Source organism: Kribbella pittospori, assembly GCF_004331465.1.
GTDB lineage: Bacteria > Actinomycetota > Actinomycetes > Propionibacteriales > Kribbellaceae > Kribbella > Kribbella pittospori.
This window is the reverse complement of record NZ_SJKB01000009.1, coordinates 175,203-194,394: the sequence shown is the minus strand read 5'-3', so window position 1 is coordinate 194,394 and position 19,192 is coordinate 175,203. Positions and strand designations below refer to the sequence as shown.

At 67.8% G+C, this 19,192-nt stretch carries 19 protein-coding genes; 10 read left to right on the top strand and 9 right to left on the bottom strand.

Annotated elements, in window-relative coordinates:
* Nucleotides 1–147: 147 nt before the first annotated feature.
* Nucleotides 148–507 (bottom strand): STAS domain-containing protein, encoded by a 360-nt coding sequence (locus tag E0H73_RS27700; protein WP_272948868.1) that lies wholly within the window; start codon nt 505–507, stop codon nt 148–150.
* A gap of 163 nt (nt 508–670) precedes the next feature.
* Between E0H73_RS27700 and E0H73_RS27695 the strand changes: the two genes are divergently transcribed.
* From E0H73_RS27695 to E0H73_RS46035, 10 genes are all read left to right on the top strand, one after another.
* On the top strand, nt 671–2,980 hold the full coding sequence (locus E0H73_RS27695; protein WP_131361508.1) for a DEAD/DEAH box helicase: 2,310 nt from the start codon (nt 671–673) through the stop codon (nt 2,978–2,980).
* Between the two features lie 36 nt (nt 2,981–3,016).
* Nucleotides 3,017–3,457, top strand: a complete 441-nt coding sequence (locus tag E0H73_RS27690) for a hypothetical protein (protein ID WP_131361507.1) — start codon at nt 3,017–3,019, stop codon at nt 3,455–3,457.
* Nucleotides 3,458–3,872: 415 nt separating this feature from the next.
* A complete protein-coding gene (locus tag E0H73_RS27685) occupies nt 3,873–4,643 on the top strand; it encodes an RICIN domain-containing protein (protein WP_131361506.1) in 771 nt (256 codons plus the stop codon).
* A 607-nt stretch (nt 4,644–5,250) separates the two neighbouring features.
* Nucleotides 5,251–6,678, top strand: coding sequence for an extracellular solute-binding protein (locus E0H73_RS27680; protein WP_131361505.1), 1,428 nt, complete (start codon nt 5,251–5,253; stop codon nt 6,676–6,678).
* Nucleotides 6,678–7,634 carry a carbohydrate ABC transporter permease gene (locus tag E0H73_RS27675; protein WP_238164305.1) on the top strand — a complete coding sequence of 319 codons (957 nt, stop codon included), beginning with the start codon at nt 6,678–6,680 and terminating at the stop codon, nt 7,632–7,634. Before E0H73_RS27680 ends, E0H73_RS27675 begins: the two co-directional genes overlap by 1 nt.
* On the top strand, nt 7,631–8,452 hold the full coding sequence (locus E0H73_RS27670) for a carbohydrate ABC transporter permease (RefSeq protein ID WP_131361504.1): 822 nt from the start codon (nt 7,631–7,633) through the stop codon (nt 8,450–8,452). Before E0H73_RS27675 ends, E0H73_RS27670 begins: the two co-directional genes overlap by 4 nt.
* Complete coding sequence (locus tag E0H73_RS27665; protein WP_131361503.1) at nt 8,452–9,573, top strand: ABC transporter ATP-binding protein; 1,122 nt, start codon at nt 8,452–8,454, stop codon at nt 9,571–9,573. The genes E0H73_RS27670 and E0H73_RS27665 overlap by 1 nt, the downstream gene beginning before the upstream one ends.
* On the top strand, nt 9,573–10,817 hold the full coding sequence (locus E0H73_RS46040; RefSeq protein ID WP_165555841.1) for a CehA/McbA family metallohydrolase: 1,245 nt from the start codon (nt 9,573–9,575) through the stop codon (nt 10,815–10,817). The genes E0H73_RS27665 and E0H73_RS46040 overlap by 1 nt, the downstream gene beginning before the upstream one ends.
* Before the next feature lie 354 nt (nt 10,818–11,171).
* Nucleotides 11,172–11,567 (top strand): hypothetical protein, encoded by a 396-nt coding sequence (locus E0H73_RS27655; RefSeq protein WP_131361502.1) that lies wholly within the window; start codon nt 11,172–11,174, stop codon nt 11,565–11,567.
* Between the two features lie 28 nt (nt 11,568–11,595).
* A complete protein-coding gene (locus E0H73_RS46035; protein WP_165555840.1) occupies nt 11,596–12,369 on the top strand; it encodes a VOC family protein in 774 nt (257 codons plus the stop codon).
* 519 nt (nt 12,370–12,888) lie between these two features.
* Here the strand turns inward: E0H73_RS46035 and E0H73_RS27645 are convergent.
* From E0H73_RS27645 to ssd, 8 genes are all read right to left on the bottom strand, one after another.
* Nucleotides 12,889–13,509, bottom strand: a complete 621-nt coding sequence (locus E0H73_RS27645; protein WP_131361501.1) for a response regulator transcription factor — start codon at nt 13,507–13,509, stop codon at nt 12,889–12,891.
* Nucleotides 13,510–13,914: 405 nt separating this feature from the next.
* Nucleotides 13,915–14,316 (bottom strand): pilus assembly protein TadG-related protein, encoded by a 402-nt coding sequence (locus E0H73_RS48440; RefSeq protein WP_165555839.1) that lies wholly within the window; start codon nt 14,314–14,316, stop codon nt 13,915–13,917.
* Between the two features lie 155 nt (nt 14,317–14,471).
* Nucleotides 14,472–14,834, bottom strand: a complete 363-nt coding sequence (locus E0H73_RS27635) for a TadE family type IV pilus minor pilin (RefSeq protein ID WP_165555838.1) — start codon at nt 14,832–14,834, stop codon at nt 14,472–14,474.
* Between the two features lie 148 nt (nt 14,835–14,982).
* Complete coding sequence (locus tag E0H73_RS27630; RefSeq protein WP_131361499.1) at nt 14,983–15,195, bottom strand: DUF4244 domain-containing protein; 213 nt, start codon at nt 15,193–15,195, stop codon at nt 14,983–14,985.
* A 105-nt stretch (nt 15,196–15,300) separates the two neighbouring features.
* On the bottom strand, nt 15,301–15,828 hold the full coding sequence (locus E0H73_RS27625; RefSeq protein WP_238164302.1) for a type II secretion system F family protein: 528 nt from the start codon (nt 15,826–15,828) through the stop codon (nt 15,301–15,303).
* A 182-nt stretch (nt 15,829–16,010) separates the two neighbouring features.
* Nucleotides 16,011–16,796: a type II secretion system F family protein gene (locus E0H73_RS27620; protein ID WP_131361497.1), complete on the bottom strand. Its 786-nt coding sequence runs from the start codon at nt 16,794–16,796 to the stop codon at nt 16,011–16,013.
* Nucleotides 16,793–17,950: a TadA family conjugal transfer-associated ATPase gene (locus E0H73_RS27615; RefSeq protein ID WP_131361496.1), complete on the bottom strand. Its 1,158-nt coding sequence runs from the start codon at nt 17,948–17,950 to the stop codon at nt 16,793–16,795. The genes E0H73_RS27620 and E0H73_RS27615 overlap by 4 nt, the downstream gene beginning before the upstream one ends.
* Nucleotides 17,947–19,026 (bottom strand): septum site-determining protein Ssd, encoded by a 1,080-nt coding sequence (gene ssd, locus E0H73_RS27610; protein ID WP_131361495.1) that lies wholly within the window; start codon nt 19,024–19,026, stop codon nt 17,947–17,949. Before ssd ends, E0H73_RS27615 begins: the two co-directional genes overlap by 4 nt.
* Nucleotides 19,027–19,192 lie beyond the last annotated feature (166 nt).

The following is a 19,192-nucleotide window of genomic DNA, read 5'->3' as shown; positions in this document are numbered from 1 at the left end:
CACCAAAAAGACTTGGCGCGGTGGGTCACTCTAACGGGTATCCGACCAGACCTGACGACAGGGTGGTCTACGCCATACCCGAGTGCGCTAGCTGGTACCTCACTCTTCGTGTTGAAGGGGACACGTTTTCACTTCGTCGTCACGTCGTCAGATCGCCGAGGCGACGTCCGGATGGATGTCGAACACCTTGGTCAGGCCGGTGATCCGGAAGATCTTCAGCAGCCGTTCCTGGGTACAGACCAGGGACAGGGATCCGTCGTGGGTGCGCACCCGTTTCAGTCCACCGACGAGGACACCGAGACCCGTGGAGTCCAGGAAGTCCACGCGTTCCAGGTCCACCACCAGGTGGTAGACGCCTTCGTCGACGAGCGCTGCGATCTTCTCGCGGAGCTTCGGTGCGGTGTAGACGTCGATCTCCCCCGCCACCTCGATGACGGTGCGCCCGCCCTCGGCGCGCGCGGTCAGCGACAGATCCACTTCGGCCTCCGATCCCGTGAACTGCTGCATTCAACCATGTACGGACCGTGAGAAGGACCGTTGCCGAAAACTCTTTCATCTCGTCTCACCGAAGTCGATCTTCCTCCCCAAAATGAGGCGTGCATCCGGCGCGTGCACACGCCTCGTGCACTGCCCGGCGCGTGCTGTCCGTGGCCGGCACTACGCTCGCGGTATGCGCGGAGGTGGTGAGGCGGCGGTTGTGCTGAAGCGTCTGGCAGCAGGCCGGGACGACCGGCTCACGCACGTCGAGACCGTGCCACCCAGACTGGGGCAAACGTGTGACTGGCCGCGCTGGGCACCGGCCGAGGTTCTCACGCAACTCGCGGACGCCGGCATCACAGCGCCTTGGACTCATCAGGTCGCGACCGCCGAAGCGGCGTACTCGGGCCGGCATGTGGTGGTCGCGACCGGGACGGCGTCGGGCAAATCTCTCGGGTACTTGCTGCCTGCCTTTGCCACGTTGAGCATCGCCCAGGCCGCGTCACCGCATCGACGGGTGGCGTCTGTTCTGTACTTGTCCCCGACCAAGGCCTTGGCGCACGACCAGCTTCGCGCGGTGTCGTCGTACACGGTGCCCGGTCTGCGGCCGACAACGTTGGACGGCGACTCCGAACGGTCCGAGCGCGACTGGGCTCGTGACCATGCGACGTACGTGCTGAGCAATCCGGACATGCTGCACCGCTCGGTCCTGCCGAACCATCAGCGCTGGGCCCGCTTCCTGGGCTGCCTGCAGTACGTCGTGGTGGACGAGTGTCATCACTATCGCGGTGTCTTCGGTGCGCATGTGGCCGGCGTACTGCGTCGGCTGCGACGGGTGTGTGCGCAGTACGGCGCTCATCCGATCTTCATCTGCGCATCGGCGACGGTGGCGGAGCCGGCGGTGTCCGGTGAGCGGCTGACCGGTCTGCCGATGGTGGAGGTGGTGGACGACGGATCACCTCGCGGCGGCATCTCCTTCGGTCTGTGGGAGCCGCCGCTGACCTCGGTGCGCGGTGAGAACGGTGCGCCGGTACGACGTTCCGCGACGGCCGAGGTGGCCGACATCCTGACCGATCTGGTCGTGTCCGGTGTGCGGACCGTTGCTTTCGTGCGGTCGAGGCGTGGTGCCGAGACCGTCGCGATGACGGCCCGCGAGAACCTCGCGGAGGTTCACCCCTCACTGATGGACCAGGTGTCTGCGTACCGGGCGGGGTATCTGCCGGAGGAGCGGCGACGGCTCGAAGGCATGCTGCAGAGTGGCGAGCTCACCGGTGTCGCGGCAACCAATGCTCTGGAGCTCGGCATCGACATCGCGGGACTGGACGCCGTACTGCTGTCCGGTTGGCCTGGCACGCGCGCATCGCTGTGGCAGCAGGCCGGACGGGCAGGACGAGCCGGTGGGGATGCCTTGGCTCTGCTGGTGGCGCGTGACGACCCGCTGGACACCTATCTGGTCCGGCACCCGAACGCGATCTTCGGCCGACCGGTGGAAGCAACTGTCTTCAACCCGGAGAACCCGTATGTCCTCGGACCACAGCTGTGCGCGGCCGCACAGGAGTTGCCACTGACCGACGCGGACTACGACATCTTCGGCAGTACGACGCCAACCGTGATCCAGCAGTTGGTCCGCCAAGGGCTGTTGCGTGAGCGACCGCATGGATGGTTCTGGACCCGGCGGGAGCGCGCCGTGGACGCCATCGACATCCGGTCGGCCGGCGGCAAGACCGTGCAGATCGTCGAGGACCAGACCGGGCGGCTGCTCGGCACAGTCGACGGCGGCTCGGCGCACGCCTCGGTCCACGAGGGTGCTGTCTACGTGCATGCAGGCGAGTCGTACCTGGTCCGGACGCTGGACCTCGAGGGTCACGCTGCCGTGGTCGAGCCGGCCTCGCCGGACTACACCACCTTCGCCCGGGACGTGACCGAGATCAGCATCCTGGCGACCGAGGAGACCTGCACCTGGGGTACGGCGGAGCTGTCGCGCGGCTGGGTCCAGGTGACCAGCCAAGTGGTCTCCTACCAGCGCAAGCTGATCGCGACCGGCGACGTGCTCGACGAGCAACCCCTCGACCTGCCGGAGCGCACACTGCGGACCAAGGCCGTCTGGTGGACCATGCCCGACTCCGCGGTCGAGGCGCTTGGCCTGTACGACGTCCCTGGTGCGGCTCATGCGGCCGAGCACGCGTCGATCGGACTGCTCCCACTGTTCGCCACCTGCGACCGCTGGGACATCGGTGGCGTCTCCACCGCGAGGCACGCCGACACCGGTCGCCTCACCGTCTTCGTGTACGACGGCCACCCGGGCGGCGCCGGATTCGCGGAACACGGCTACGCCGCCGCGCGCGAGTGGTTGACGGCGACCCGTGAGGCGATTGCACACTGTGAATGCATGGATGGCTGTCCGTCGTGCGTACAGTCGCCCAAATGTGGGAACCAGAACAACCCACTCGACAAGAGCGGCGCGGTGGCGCTGCTCACCGCACTACTCAGCAGTGAGGCCTGAAGAGCCAGCCCGGGGCTGGCGGAGAGGCAGCTTGCCATGGCCGTCCTCGGAATCGTCCTGATCGTCCTGGCCGTGCTGTTCGGTCTGGGTGTCTCGGTGACCTCGACCGCCTCCACCACGATGGAGGTGTTCGGCATCGACTTCGGCGTCTCGGTGCCGACCGTGTTCCTGATCGGCGCACTGACCGGGGTGGCGCTTGCCCTCGGGCTGTGGCTGACGAAGAAGGGACTTGCCCGCGGCTACCGGCGGCGCAAGGAGATGCGCGAGCTCCGCGCACAAGCTGCGACCACCGAACCGGCGGCAGCGGCCACGAGTGACACCACACCCGAGGTCACCACGGGGCCGGATCGCACCGAGCCTGAGTCCACCGAGCCCGAGCGCGCTGAGCCTGAGCGTGCTGAGCCTGTCGCGGAGGAGCGGCTCGCCACCGAACGGCATGTCGCCGAGGATCCCACTGACACCAAACAGCCCCAGTAGACACTCTGTTGCCCACGGCATCAACTAACGCGTTGCGCCACCGGAGTTGCGCCGGCGTACGCTAATGTCTCGATCGGCGCACAGCCTCCGCTCAGCGGTGGCACGACGGCTCTGCGACCGGATTTCGGTGCCTTGCGCAACGACTTTGGCCTGGCAGTTAGTTGCCATTGGCATCAAGTTTCGCGGCTTCGCCATAACCACCGCCGACCCACCTGTGCATTACTGGTTGTGGCGTCAACGTCGCGTTGAGTCACAGTCGGCCTTCCGGGCCACACCGCCTCCTCACGGGGGATCGACCCGCAGCTCGCCCTCCGCGCAAAAGGGTGTTCGTCGCGGTTCCCGGAACCGGACCCGCTCGCGCCACGGGGTCCCGACGACCTGACGCCGCGAGATGGCACGACCTCTGGAGGTTGTCTTGATCATCCGTAAGTTGTTGAGCCGTACCGGCGTGGCCGTGCTCGCGGTCAGCGTCGCACTGGCCACCGCGGTCCCGGCCCAGGCGGCGAACCCGTCGACGGGCGGATCGGCCGCGGCCCCGGGCGTCGAGGTCGGGGTGGCCAAACAGATCGCCACCCGCGCCGACACGCGGTACTGCCTCACCTTCGTCGCGGCCGCCAAGGTCCCGATGGCGGTCATGATGGCGTGTGCACCGGGCAAGGAGGGCAAGACCCAGGAGTGGATCTACACCGAGTCCGGCCAGTTGCAGGTCGCGATGAGCAAGAGCGTCGGTGGCGCCCTTGCCAAGACCGGCGCCTGCCTGGACAGCGGTGCGGACCTGGCCAAGGTGCCTGCCTCGGCACCACTGCTGGTGCTGCCCTGCCGTGACGGCGACGGACAGAAATGGACCTACGACGAGAGTGCCGGCACGTTTGTGAACACCGCCAGCGGTCTCGCCCTGACATCCCTGCTCGGCAAGGGGAAGGCCAAGCAGGCACAACCGACCGGCAGCATGTCCACGGCCGGCACACCGGTCCAGGGCTGGAGCGCGTTGCCGCTGCCGGGCCTGGACATCCTGGGTGCGGTGCTGGCACTCGTGAACGCGCTGCTGGCGTCCCTGGGCCTGGCCCTGCCGCTGCCGATCGCGAAGGCCGCGTCCAGTCTGCTAGAGCTGGTTCGGCCGGCGACGCCGATCCCGGCCCAGATGACGGTGCTGCCGAAACAGATGATGCAGCTGGCGCAGCGCTGATCCACAAGGAGGATCCTCAGCCAGACAGAGGACAACCGGCCCCGACGATGTCGGGGCCGGTTGTTTTTCTCACTCCTTCGTGATCGACACCATTCGGTTGTTCGGTCGTGCAGTGTCTGGTGAACCTCGTCGGTCGTGGGGTCCGGTGCTCGGGGAGTGACCCCGGGTTGCCCGCTGCTTGCGCGTCAGCGGGAACCCTGCGTCGTCGTCACCGTCGACCCACCTCCTCCGCGGCCGTCACCAGCCGGCCGGCGTCACCACCAGCAGTGGTGATGGCACCAGTGGTGGCAATGACTGAGCAGGTCGTCCAGAAGGCAAGAAAGCAGCCCCATGTCTTTCACCTCCGATCCGCTGAACCGATCGGCAAGACCGTACCGCCCACTGTCACGTTCTGTATCTAGTCCACTACTGGTTGCCATACAACCTTGAGCATCCTTTAACCCTTCCGCAACGCTTCCCGGGGGAACCCGACTTGACAGGTCGCAACTGGTTGCCTACAGCACCTGTCAACGTTCTCCTCAGGGTTGGGAAAAAGTCTTCACAAAGTCGCCGACGAGTGCCAATGTTTGACCGGCACTCCGCAGTACCGATCTCGCTAGGAGCTTTGATGCGATCTCTCCCGCGGTTCTCCGCCCCTGCCCTCCTCGGCGTCGCCGCAACCCTGCTGCTGACCGGCTGCCTCGGCTCGTCCGCATCCGACAGCGGTGACCAGGACACGAACCGCAACGCCGATGCCAAGAAGGTCGAGCTCACCATCGGGTCGAACTCGATCAAGGGCGGCAAGAGCAGCGCCGGGGCAACGTTCATCCAGGACGTGCTGATCCCGAAGTTCGTCGCCGACCAGAAGGGCAAGGGCGTCGACGTCACCGTCAAGTTCCAGGGTGACGGCTCCGACGACGAGGTCTACAAGCAGAAGCTGTCGCTCGACCTGTCGAACAAGTCCGGTCCGGACCTGTTCCAGATCGACGGCATCTGGGTCGGCGAGTTCGCCCAGGCCGGCTACATCAAGCCGCTGACCGACACCGTCGGCGAGGCGAGCAAGGTGGACGACTGGGACGGCTGGAAGCAGATCCCCGAGACCGTGCAGCAGCTCGGCAGCTACAACGGCAAGCGGTACGGCGTCCCCGGCGGGACCGACGGCCGGGTGCTGTTCTTCAACAAGAAGCTGTTCGAGCAGGCCGGGCTGCCGGCCGACTGGCAGCCGAAGTCGTGGGACGACGTCATCTCCGCCGGCCAGGCGCTGAAGAAGCTGTCCGGCGTCACGCCGATCCAGATCAACGGCGGTACGGCGATGGGCGAGGCGACCACCATGCAGGGCGTACTGCCGCTGCTGGTCGGCACCGGCACCACCGTCAACACCGACGGCAAGTGGCTGGGCGACACCCCGAAGCTGCGTCAGGTGCTGGACTTCTATCACCAGATCTACAGCACGGGTCTCGGTGACCCGGTACTGCAGCGCGAGGCCAAGGGCCGGGACAAGTCGTTCGCCGAGTTCGCCGCGAACAAGGTCGGCATCCTGCTGGAGAGCGACTACTTCTGGCGCAGCGTGGTGGAGCCCAAGGAGGGCGTGGCCAAGATGGCCGACCGCGACTCCGCCGTCGGCTACGCGCTGATCCCGGCCGCCCTGCCGGGCGCGGGCGTGAAGGGCCAGGACTTCGTCTCGATGTCGGGCGGCGGCGCGACCGTGATCAACCCGAACACCAAGTTCCCGCAGCAGGCCTGGGAGCTCATGCAGTTCTGGAACTCCGCCGAGATGGTGAAGGCATCGCTGGACGGCGCCGCCAAGATCACCCAGCGCAGCGACGTCAACGCCGAGGTGCTGGCGGGCGACCCGATGCTGAACTTCGTCGCCACCAAGGTGCTGCCGATCACGCAGTTCCGCCCGGGTCTGGCGGAGTACCCGAAGATCTCGGCCGCACTGCAGCAGGCGACCGCGGACGTTGTCGGCGGCAAGAGCACCGATGCCGCGGCGCAGGCCTACCAGAAGGCCGTCGAGGCTGCGGCCGGCGGCAAGGACAAGGTCGCCGGCAACTGATGACCTCTGCTCCCGCACCCGCGCCGGCTCAGGCACCTGAGCCGGCGCGGCAGGCCGGTGGGCCGGCGCGGCCGGCTCGTGGGCCGGCGCAGGACGTCGCCGGGCTCGGCATCGGGCGGGCGTTCGGCTTCGTCTCGCCGGCCATGCTGCTGATCGGCGCGTTCCTGGTCTTCCCGGCGATCTGGACCATCTACATCGGCCTGACCAACTACCGGCTGACCGGTATCGAGGCGGTCTCGCCGTCGATGGTCGGGCTGTCCAACTACACCAAGGCGCTCAACGACGCCCTCTTCCACAACGCATTGTGGCTGACGCTGCTCTTCGTCCTCGGCTCCGCGATCATCGGCCAGAACATCCTCGGCTTCACCCTCGCCTGGGTGATGCGGCGGACCCGTCCGGCGGTCCGTCGTACCGTCGAGGCGTTCGTGCTGCTGGCCTGGATCCTGCCGTCGACAGTGGTCGCGTACCTGTGGGTCGCGTTCTTCGACCGCGACGGCGGCACGCTCAACAACATCCTCGGTACGCCGGGGACCGCGTGGCTGATCGACTACCCGATGGCCTGCCTGGTGTTCTTCAACACCTGGCGCGGTACGGCGTTCTCGATGATGCTCTACTCCTCCGCACTACAGGCCGTGCCGCCGTCGCAACTGGAGTCGGCCCGGATGGTCGGCGCGTCGGGCTGGCAGACGCTGCGGGACGTGGTGTTCCCACACATCCGCGGGCACGTGCTGACGAACACGCTGCTGATCTCGCTCTGGACGGCGAACGACTTCTCGCCGTTCCTGCTCACCAAGGGCGGCCCGAACCACGAGTCCGAGACGGTGCCGGTGTACATCTACAACGTCGCGCTACAGGGCGGTGAGCTCGGGTACTCCTCGGCCATCTCGTTCCTGCTGCTGATCGCGAACCTGCTGGTGTCGCTCATCTACCTGCGGCTGCTTCGGAGGCGCTCGTGACTGCGGGTTTTGTGGTACGCCGGATCGGGTTCTACGTCCTCATCTGCGCGATCACACTGTTCTTCGCCGTACCGATGCTGTGGATCGCGTCGGCGCCGTTCGACAAGAACCCCGGCCTCGGCGTGCACTGGCCGGACTGGACGCTGGAGAACGTCCGCAAGACGCTCGAGCACCCGTACGCGATGCACTCCATGGTCAACTCGCTGCTGATCTGCGTGACCACCGCGGTCGCCGTGACCGCGTTCGCCGCACTGGCGTCGTACGCCCTGTCACGCGTCCGTATCCCCGGCCGGGACGCCTTGCTTTACGGGTTGTTGCTGCTGTCGTCGGTGGTCACCGGGACGGCCGCGATGGTGCCGATCTTCGTGATGATGTTCCAGCTCGGGCTGATCGACTCGCGGTTCGGGGTCGCGCTGGTGATGACCGGCGGTCTGTTGCCGGCGGCAATTTTCATCCTGAAGGACTTCGTCGACGCGGTGCCGAAGTCGTACGAGGAGTCGGCCCGGGTCTTCGGCGCGTCCACCGGCCAGATCCTGCGTGACGTCGTACTCCCGGTGGCGCGGCCCGGTCTGGCCACCATCATGGTCTGGGCATTCGTGAACTCCTGGGGCAACTTCCTGGTGCCCTTCCTGCTCATCCGGTCGATCGAGAAGCAGCCTGGTGCGGTGCTGATGCAGACCCTCACCGACGAAGGCGGCAGCGTGAACCTGCAGGTGCTGCCGGTCTTCTCGCTGCTGTTCTCGATCCCGGTCGTCGTGTTGTACCTGCTGGTGAACTCGCGGTACGGGTTCCGCTTCCACGGAGGGATCAAGAGCTGATGGCGGGCATCGACATCGAAGGCCTCGCAACCGTCTACCCCAACGGCGTACGCGCCGTCGACGGGCTGGACCTGCACGTGGCCGACGGCGAGTTCTTCGCCCTGCTGGGTCCGTCCGGGTGCGGCAAGACCACGCTGCTGCGCACGATCGCCGGTCTGGAGTCCGCGACCGAGGGCAAGGTCCGGATCGACGCGGTGGACGTGACCCGGACCGAACCCGGCAAGCGCGGCGTCGCGATGGTGTTCCAGGACTACGCCCTGTTCCCGCACATGAGTGTGTCGGAGAACATCACCTATCCGCTGAAGGTACGACGGGTCTCGGCTGCGACTCGCGCGGAGACGGCAGAGCGGACTGCGGGCGAGCTCTCGTTGGACGGACTGCTGGAACGCAAGCCGGCGCAGCTGTCGGGTGGACAGCAACAGCGCGTCGCTCTGGCGCGCGCGATCGCGTCCCGGGGCAAGGTCCTGCTGCTGGACGAGCCGTTGTCCAACCTGGACGCTCGGCTGCGGCTGGAGGCTCGGACGTTCCTGAAGAAGCTGCAGCGCGACCTTGGCATCACCACGGTCTTCGTCACTCACGACCAGGCCGAAGCTTTGGCGTTGGCTGATCGGATCGCCGTGATGGAGGCCGGCAAGCTCCGTCAGCTGGGCAGCCCGCGGGAGGTCTTCGCGCGGCCGGCGAACACGTTCGTGGCGAACTTCATCGGCTCGACGCCGATGAACCTCCTGCCCGGCACGGTCTCGTCGACCTCAGGGTCGGAGACCTATGTCGATGAGGTCGGCGTGGTGTCGGTGGCCGGTGGATCGTTGTCTGCGGCCACTTTTTCGGCTCCCGCCGGCGCCGAGGTGACAGTCGGCGTACGGCCGGAGTACCTGACACTCGCCAGCGGCGACGTCACCGGGCCGGCGTTGCGCGGCCAGGTCGTGGTGGCGGAGAACCTCGGCACTCAGTCGCTGGTCAGCGTCGACTGCGACGGCACCCTGATCGGTGTCACTGTGCCGGAGGAGAACGAGCCGGAGCCCGGTACGACGGTCGTCCTCACGGCACCGGCGTCGCGGGTCCTGCTGTACGACCGGGAGTCCGGTGACCTGCTCGCCCGTCAACCGGCCACGGTTGCCTGATGGCGGTCACGACGTACCGCCGTACCTGGACTCTCGATGATCGGGCGGAGTCGGTCTGGCATTCGCTGCCGGTCGACATCCCGGCGGACTGTCCTGGGCTGCTGGTCACGCTCACGATCCCGCCGGTCGATGGCGCGGTCATCGACATCGGGTGCGAGGGTGCCGGCGGATGGCGCGGGTGGTCCGGCGGTGCGCGTCATACCTTTGCGATCACGCCGGACGCGGCGACGCCTGGGTACGTTGCCGGTGAGCTCGAGCCGGGGACGTGGTGGGTTGTTCTTGGTTTGCATCGCGTACCGGTCGAGGGTGTCGAGCTTGTTGTCGAAGCCGTGACTGGTCCGGTGTCGTCGGTGCCTGGTCTGACGGAGTACGCCGACGCGACGGCCGCTATCGCCGTACCGGCTCGACCGCCGCGCCGGACGTTGCCCGCGTCTGCTGGGTTGAAGTGGATCGCTGGGGACTTCCATGCGCATTCGCTGCACTCGGACGGGTCCACTCCGATCGCGAACCTCGCTGCACTGGGTGTCGCGGCCGGGCTGGATGTGTTGGCGGTGACCGATCACAACACTGTGGCTCATCATCTCGAGCTGCCTGGGCTGAGTGATCGGTTCGGCATCGGGCTGATCCCTGGGCAGGAGGTGACGACCGACACCGGTCATGCCAACGCCTTCGGTGAGATCGGGGCGATCGACTTCCGCCAAGCGGCCGCGACGTGGGTGACCGAGGTCGCCCGGCGCGGTGGGTTGCTGTCGATCAATCACCCGCTCGGCGGCGACTGCTCGTGGCGTCACCCGCTCCCGGAGCACCCACGGCTCGCCGAGGTCTGGCACTCCTCCTGGCTCGACCACCACTGGGGCGGACCGATCGCGTGGTGGCAGGCGTGGGGCCTCGACACCATCCCCATCGGCGGCAGCGACTGGCACAACCCGACGTCCCTCACCCCTCCCGGCACCCCCACCACCTGGCTAGCCGTAGACGCCTCCGCCGAAACCCCCGCCGAACTCCGCGCCGCCACCCTAGAAGCCCTCTCCGCCGGCCGCACCGCCATCTCCACCTCCTACACAGCCCCCATCCTGGTCCGAGCCGACGACGAGCTAATCGCCCTGAACGCCCCCAACACCCTCGTAATAACCCCCGACGGCACCCGCCACCCCATCCCCTCCCCCCACCACCGCCTCCCCGCCACCCCCGGCCCCCACACCGTCATAACCCACACCGGCCAATTCCTCTCCACCTGCACCTAACCCACCCCAGCCACCTCCGGCGCAGCCTCCACCCCACGCAGGCACCGGCCAGCTCCCCACCACCTGCACCCGACCCACCCCGGCCACCTCCGGCGACACCTCCGCCCGCACGGGCACAGGCCTCGCCAGCACTGGCCACCCACCTGCACCCGACTCACCCCGGCCGACTCCTCTCCACCTGCACCTGACCCGCCCGGCAGGTCTGGCAAACACTCCCACCCCGCGCAGGCTGCGGCGTCGCCTGCACCGACCGGGCGGCTCGTGCCTCCGACCGACCTGCGCAATCTGATCCGACGGCGGCTGGATTCGGCTTGTCGACCGGTGCGTGGACTGCGGGCGGAGCAGACTGAGGTGGTGACTGGTGTGCATCAGGTGATCGTGGTGGATGCGGCGAATGTGGTGGGCTCGCGTCCTGACGGGTGGTGGCGCGATCGGCCGGGTGCCGCGCGACGTCTGCTGCGTCAACTCACCGCCCTTCAGGAACGACTCGAAGACACCGAGATCGTCGTCATCCTCGAAGGCGCCGCACGCGCCGCCACCTCCGGTCCCGACGCCCCCGACACCGCGGACCTCCGCGTGGTCCTCGCTCCCGGCTCCGGCGACGACACCATCGTCACCACCACCGCCGCGATCACCAACGCCCACGTCACCGTGGTCACCGCCGACCGCGGCCTCCGCGACCGCCTCGAACCCACCGGCGCCACCACCACCGGCCCCCGCTGGCTCCTGGACCAACTCGATCAGCTCTGACCTACCGCTCCCCGGGGAGGGATCGCCCATGACGAACCCCGTGACCATCGAGCTCCAGAACGTCGTCTTCGCCTGTCCCGGCAACACCGAAGAGTCCTACGAACGCGGCGCTCGCCCACTGGCAGAGTTCTACGCGAACCTCCTCGGCATGCGGATCATCCGCGAGGACTGGTTCCTGATCGCCGACGAGGACGACCCTGACGGTCTCCACCTCGGATTCGGCGACAGCCCGATCGACTACCAGCCACCCCGCTGGCCCGACCCGGCCTACCCCCAACAAATGCACCTCGACATCACCGTCAACAACCTTGACGCCGCCGAGCAACGCGTACTACAACTCGGTGCCTCCAAACTCCAGCACACAGAAGATTTCCGCACGTACGCCGACCCCGCCAGCCACCCGTTCTGCCTCTACCCCAACACCGAAACACCAACCAACCCCAGCGCTCAGATCGCGCGCGTGGTTATCGACTGCTTCAGTCCGCGGGCGCTTGCCGACTTCTACGCCGACCTCCTCGACATGCCGAACCGCGAGCTGGACACCCCCGAACGAGTTGTCATCACGCGAACCGACCGACGCCTACCAGCTCTCGCGTTCCAGCACGCGCAGTTCCCCGCACCCCGCTGGCCCGACCCGGCGTACCCGCAGCAGGTCCACCTGGACCTCCGCGTCCCGGCCGCCGACGAGCCCAGCCTGCCCGCCGCCCGCTCCCTCGCCAACGGCCTCGGCGCCATCGAACTCAGACCCGGCCCACACCACCACGTGTACGCCGACCCGGCAGCCCACCCCTTCTGCCTCTAACCCGCCGGCCCGCGCGAACAACCTCGTCCGCCCATTGCCCGTACGCCGACTCGGCAGCCCACCCGCTCCGCCTCTGATCAGCCAACCGGCGGGAACAACTGCGCCCAGCCCAGTACGTGTACGTCGCCCCGGGTAGCCCACCCGTTCTGCCTCTAACCCGTCGACCGCCGGGAACAACTGCGCCCGACCCGCACCACCCGACTCCGGCCCGCACCACCCGACTCCGGCCCGCACCACCCGACTCCGGCCCGCACCACCCGACTCCGGCCCGCACCACCCGACTCCGGCCCGCACCACCCGGCTTCGGCCCGCACGACCCGACTCCGGTCCGCACCACCTGACGCCGGCCCGCGCCATCCGACTTCGGTCCACACGACCCGACCCCGGTCCGCACCTCCTAACTCCGGTTCGCACTACCAGCTCCGGGCCGCGCGTCGACGTACTCTCGGCTGGCGCAGCGCGGACCACGCTTCTGGCCTCGCCGCGCTCGCGCGCGGGTCGCCCGATACCGGGCGAGGGTTAGTCGAGGAGCCAGCCGTTGCGGTCGGCTATGTGGATGGCGTCGGAGCGGGTGCGGGCGCCGGTCTTGCCGATCGCGGACCAGAGGCGGGTACGGACGACTCGTTCCGAGACCTCGAGCTTGCGTGCCATCAGTGCGATCGAGCCGCCGTCGCGGGCAGCCCGCAAGGTGTCGGTCTCGTCGTCGTTCAGTGGGGTCTCGGAGTACATGAGTGTTTCGGCCGCCAGGTTGGCGTCGACCACGCGGAGGCCCAGATGCACACGTCGTACTGCGTCGGCCAACTGCGGCGCCGGGCTTCCTTTCAGAGCGAACCCCTTGGCTCCCGCGTCGAGACCACGCCGGAGGTGGATCGGCCGGCCGTACGTCGTGAGCATCACGACACGGCACTCCGGGATCGACGTACGCAGTCTGGTGGTGACGGTGATGCTGTCGTGGCCCGGGCCGGCGGCGTCGAGCAGAGCGACGTTCGCGCGGTGACGTTTCGCGGCGCCCACGACGTCGTCCGATCTGTTGAGCTCGGCAACGATCTCAAGATCGCGCTCGCGCTCCAGACCGTTTCTGAGGACGCCTCGGCTGAGGATCTGGTCGTCGACCAGCAACAGCCGGATGCGGTCGGGCAAACGGGCCTCCGGGGTAACCGTCCGGGCGCCGGGGAAGTGCGTCCGGGAGGATGGGCAGGTCTTCGGTCCAGATCATGGAGTCCGCTCCCACGCCTCGTCCACATCAACGCGGCATCTCTACCAGATTGCGACCAGATCGCGACCGCTTCAGAACCCCGCACGCGCGCTACGTCGTGAAGGCTGCTGGGTCAGTCGACTCGGGTGAGAGTTACTTGCATGGACGGGGTCCAGGAGATGCCGTCGTCGGTGCGTTCGTTGGGTGGCGGACTGAGTGCGATCGGTGAAGGTTGCGGTGCAACTGTGGTCTCTCCTCCTCGCCAGGTCCAGAGCCCGCCGTCGTAGGTGATGGTGTGTTGCGTGGCGTTGCCGGAACTGTCGGCGCGCTGGGGGCTGGGGCGTCCGGGATCACAGGGGGCCCGCTCGGGAGGTGGTGGTGAGGGTGGGGTGGGCGAAGGGTGCGAGGTGGAGTTGGAGGGTGACGGTGATGGTGACCGTGGTGGGGGTGGGGTGGCAGGACTCGAGGTGGACTTTGTGGAGGGTTGCTATTCGGGCGGCGATCTCGCATGGGGTGGCGCTGGCTGGATGCGGGGGTGTGTCGGTGTCGGCGGTCGGCGGGGTGGGCGCGGATTGGGTGGTGGCAGCTAGGGCTTGGGCGGCGCTTAGGGCTGTTAGGTCGGCTGCGGCTGAGAGTTTGTGGCGGGCTGTGGAGATTGACGACCAGAGGGTGGCGACGGTCAGGGCTGTGAGGAGGAGCAGGGCGGCCAGGAGGGACAGGACTGTGGCAGAGCCTCGCTCGTTGGGCGACATGAGGTGACGACCCGGCTGCTTGGTCGTGGGCTGACGGCCTGGCTGGTTCGTCGTGGGGTGACGGCTTGGCTGGCTGGTCCTCGGGTGGCGGCCGGTGCGGGTCGTCCTGGGGTGAGGGCAGGCGCGGCTCATGGGATGACGGCGGACCGGGTTCGTCATGGGGTGGTTGGTTCGGATTGGAGGGTGGCTTCGGCTGTTAGGGCGGTGGGGAGTAGGTGGGTTAGGAGTGGGGGTTTGTGGCTGGGGGTGGCGGTGACTTTTACGTGGATGTCTTTGCCGGTGCGGGTGATGGTGATGGTGGCGCCGGGGGCGGTGCGGCGGCCGATCGCTTGGGCCTGGTCGAAGGGGTCGCCTCGGGCGGCGGAGCGGGCTGCGTCTCGGGCGGCGTCGATGCATTGGATGTTGAGGATGACGAGGCCGATGGCCCAGATGCCGAGCAGGAGCAGGGTGAGGAGGACCGGGAGGGCGATGGCCAGTTCGGCGGTGATCGCGCCGCGTTGGGTTCTGCGAGATGGCATCCAGGGCTCCTTCGATGGGTGGCGGTGGCCGGTTTCGTGGGTGGCGGTGCCCATTCCGTGGGTGGCGGTGGCCGGTCCGTGGGTGGCGGTGGCCGGTCGCGGTGAAGGGGGTGACCGCGACCGGCCGCCGGATGGTGGGTCCTTCAGGTCAGAGCTGGACGCCCTCGACGCCGGCGAGCTTGAGTGCGTAGTTGATGAGGGCCTTGAGGGCGTTCATCATCACGTCGGACTTCAGCAGCGCGACGAGGATGCCGCCGAACCCGCAGGCCGCGACGACACTGACCGCGTACTCCGCGGTTGCGGCGCCGCGTTCGGAGCGGGTGCGGAGACGGTGGCGAACGGCCACCAGTGCCTTGGACATGTGATACCTCCCAGGTCTGCGATTCGGCTCGTCCGGATCGCTCACTGACAACATGCAGTCGTCGAATGCCCTTTTTTCACAGGAGTTTCAGGCTGTGGATGACGGTCAGGGCTGGAGCAGATATGGGATCAGGGCGTCGGCGATTGTGGGGACGATCGACAACAGGATGAAGGCCGGTAGGAAACAGAGTCCGAGCGGCAGAGCGGAGCGTGACTCGGCGGCACGGGCTCGTTGGTCGGCGGCGTGCTGATGGGACTGACGGGCGTCGTCGGCTAGATGCTCGAGTGTCTTCGAGAGAGGTGCGCCGGAGCGGATGGAGCGGTCGATGGCTCGGGCGACGGGGGCACAGGCTGGTTCGGTGCGTAGGTGTGCCCAGGCGTCGGCTGGGTCGGCTCCTAGCGCTAGGTGGTGTGCCACGTTGGTGAGGAGCTCGGCGAGAGGGCCGCGGACGGCGGTGGCGACGACACCGAGCGCCTGTTGAGGTGGGCGGCCGGCCCGGAGGCAGGCGGCTAGGAGGTCGACGGCTAGTGGTAGGTCGCGGGTGATCTGGGCTGTTCGTTGTTTCGATTCGGCTGGTTCGAGGCGGCATAGTGCCCGAGGGATGCCGTAGTACGCGAGGGCTGCAAGTAGCACGCCCCAAGGCAAGCCGATCAGGACGATGGCTCCGATCGCAGCGACGATGGCAGCTAGTCGGTGGGTGCGTGGGGTTGGGGCGCGGGTACGTCGGGAGCGTGGGGTCAGGCGGCGGAGATTCGATCGGGGTGGGATGAGGAGGTAGGCCGCGAAGGCGCTAGCAAATGCAGACAGGGCGGGGGTCATGTTGGGACCTTTGCTAGGTGGGTGGTCCAGTTGAGGCCGAGAGTGGTGAGGGCTAGGCCTCCGGCTAGGCAGACCCAGCCGGCGGGGGTGGCGGTGAGGAAGGTCAGGGGTCTCGCGCCCAGTGAGTAGGCCAAGGCGATGCCGAACACGGGGAGTGCGGCGAGGATGCGGGCGGTTGAGTGGGCGCCTGCGAGGCTGGCTGCTGTTTGCCGGTGGATGGTCTCGTCGGCGCGTAGGGAGTCGGACAATCGCTCGGTGAGTGAGGCGAAGGCGGCGCCGGACTCCTCCGCCACACGCCAGGCTGCGGCTAGGGCGCGGAGGCCGCCGGCGCCTGGGGCTTCGGCGGCTAGCTCGAGTGCGCCCGGAACATCGCCGCCAAGTCGGGCTGCGGCGTGGGCGATGTGGAAGTCGGGGCTGATGGTTGTGGCGCCCTCGAGTGCGTCGATGGGAGGGCGGCCTGCTGTCAGTTCGGCGGCTAGTACGTCGAGTGCCTCGATGATCTGAGCACGTCGGGCGGCGGTCGCGAGGCGGCGTTGGTGTTGTGCGCGTTGTACGACGATCAGTGCGGCGACTGTGCCGATGGCGATGACCGATACGAAGATCTGTGCTCCGAAGACGAGCGCGATGGTGACGGCGATGGGAACAGCCAGCCAGCGGCGGGTGAGGGGACCGGAACGGCTGGGGATTCGTGCGGTCAGGCGATGCAGGCCGCGGCCTCGGATAGGTAAGGCGAGCACAACTGCCGAGAACGCCAGGAGGCCTGCGACGAAAGCCGGGTTCATGCTGCACCGGCGAGGAGGTTGGTGAAGTGGTGGGCGGGTGGGAGGACGTTGATGGTGCCGGTGGGGTGGAATTCGACGGCTGGGCGGGTGACTACGTGGCCGTTGGGGAGGCGGTCGAAGGTTCGGATCTCGGCGATGCGGCGTACCCCGTCGGTTGCTCGGGTCAGGTGGATGACGGCGTGCAGGGCCGAGGCGACCTGGCTGTGTACGGCGTCCCGGGTCAGGCCGGCCAGCGCACCGAGCGCCTCGAGACGAGCCGGGACGTCGGACGCCGAGTTGGCGTGGATCGTGCCGCATCCACCTTCGTGGCCAGTGTTCAAGGCAGTCAGCAGGTCCACGACCTCGGAGCCTCGGACTTCACCGACGACCAAGCGATCGGGCCGCATCCGCAGGGCCTGCCGCACCAGGTCACGCAGCGAGATCTCGCCCGACCCCTCGACGTTCGGCGGGCGGGCCTCCAACCGCACGACGTGTGGATGATCCGGTCGCAGTTCGCTCGCGTCCTCGACCAGCACCAATCGTTCGGATGGATTCACCAAGGACAACAGCGAATTGAGCAGCGTCGTCTTCCCCGTCCCGGTGCCGCCGCTGATCAGGAACGCCACCCGCGCTTTGAGCAGATCGCGCAGGATCGCCATACCGGCGGGAGGTAGAGCGCCCGCGGTGACCAGGTCGTCGAGGGTGAAGACGTTGCGGGCTGGGACGCGGAGGGACAGACACGTGCCTGGAGCTGCAACCGGGGACAGCACAGCGTGGAAGCGGGTGCCGTCGGCGAGGCGCACATCGACGTACGGCGTGGCGTCGTCGAGCCGGCGTCCTGCGGCAGCCGCCAGGCGGGTGGCGAGGCGGCGGACAGCGGGCTCGTCCCCGGTCCGCATCAGGATGCGCTCGAGGCCGGAGCCGCGATCGATGTAGACCTCGTCGGGGCCGTTCACGAGGATGTCGGTGATGCCTGGCTCGGACAGCAGAGTGTCGAGTGGACCGGCTCCCAACGCGTCGCGGCGGAGTGCCTCGACGACCGCAAGGACCATGGAATCGCCACAGACCCGGCCGTCCGCGCGGAGCGCAGCCGCCACCTGGGACGGAGTCGGCTCGGCACCGGTGATCGCCAGGCTGCCGCGGACCCGGTCGAGAACCTCTCGGGACACGTTCATGCCGCGACCGCTTCGAGGAGTCCGAACACGTCGAGGAGCGTGCTGGCCGCGCGGGCCAGTGGACCTCGGGGCCGAGGTTCGAAGCGGCCCTGGTCCATGGCATCCGGGAGGTCGCGCTCCCACCCGACATTTGTTGCTAACGGCAAAGACAAGTGCGAGGCGACGTCAGTGGCGGCGAGGCCGCTCACACGTGATTCGCGGGTGACGACGCGAAGATCGCCGGCGACAGCGCGCAGCGGACCCACCAGGCGCTTGGCCGCAGCCACCGACCGGACGTCGCGGGGCACGACCAGCAACGTGGCAGCGGCACGGATGAAGCCCTCCTCAACCGCCGGATCCGCACGTCGCGGCAGATCGACAACCACCAGATCACTACTACGTTGGGCAGCACCCAGCACCGAACTCATCGTTTCCGGCGACAGCACCGCCACATCAGACTGATCCCAGGACAGCACTGCCAGCCCGTCGACCGTCGGCAGGGCAGAACGCAGAGCGGCCGCACTAATCCGGCCCGACGCATTGAGCAACTTCGGCCAACGATCTCCGTCGTCACGCTCGATACCGAGGGCCAACTCGATCCCACCACCGAGCGGATCGCCGTCGATCAACATCGTGCGGAACCCACGCCGATTCCCGAACACCGCGACCGCCGACGCGAGCGTCGTCGCCCCAGCCCCACCACACCCACCGACGAACGCGAGCGTGAGAGCCGTCCGCACGCCACCGTCCAAGGTGTCGGCAAGCTTGCCGGCCAAACCGGGCTCCTCGGCCGGCAGGCGAAACACGGCATCCGCACCGATCTCAAAGGCGCATCGATACAGCTCGTCGCCGTCGAGCGCCGAACCCACGACAACTACACCTGGTCGATGATCCGCCTGCTTGTGAGCCAGCAACTCGGCCAGGTCCCGGCCGACGACGACCAGTGGGCAGGACTGCCAGCTGCGGCGCAGCCCGTGCAGGTCGTGCTCGACCAGCGGCGTGATCGACGCGGCCGCCGCCAGCCGGAGCAGGTCGTCGAGGAGCACCTCGTTGGTAGTTGCCATGAGCACCGATGCGGGAACCGAAGTTGTGTCCATGCCTAGAACATGCCGTTCCCGGGCCCGCTCCGGACAACCAACCGGATCCCTGTGGACAAAGGCTTGTCGGCTTCCCGCCAGCAGCGGGAATCCGCCACGACGAGGCGGCGACCAACGCGTCGCGACCGGTTACCGTTCCTTTCGAAGCGTCTTTAACTAAATTTCA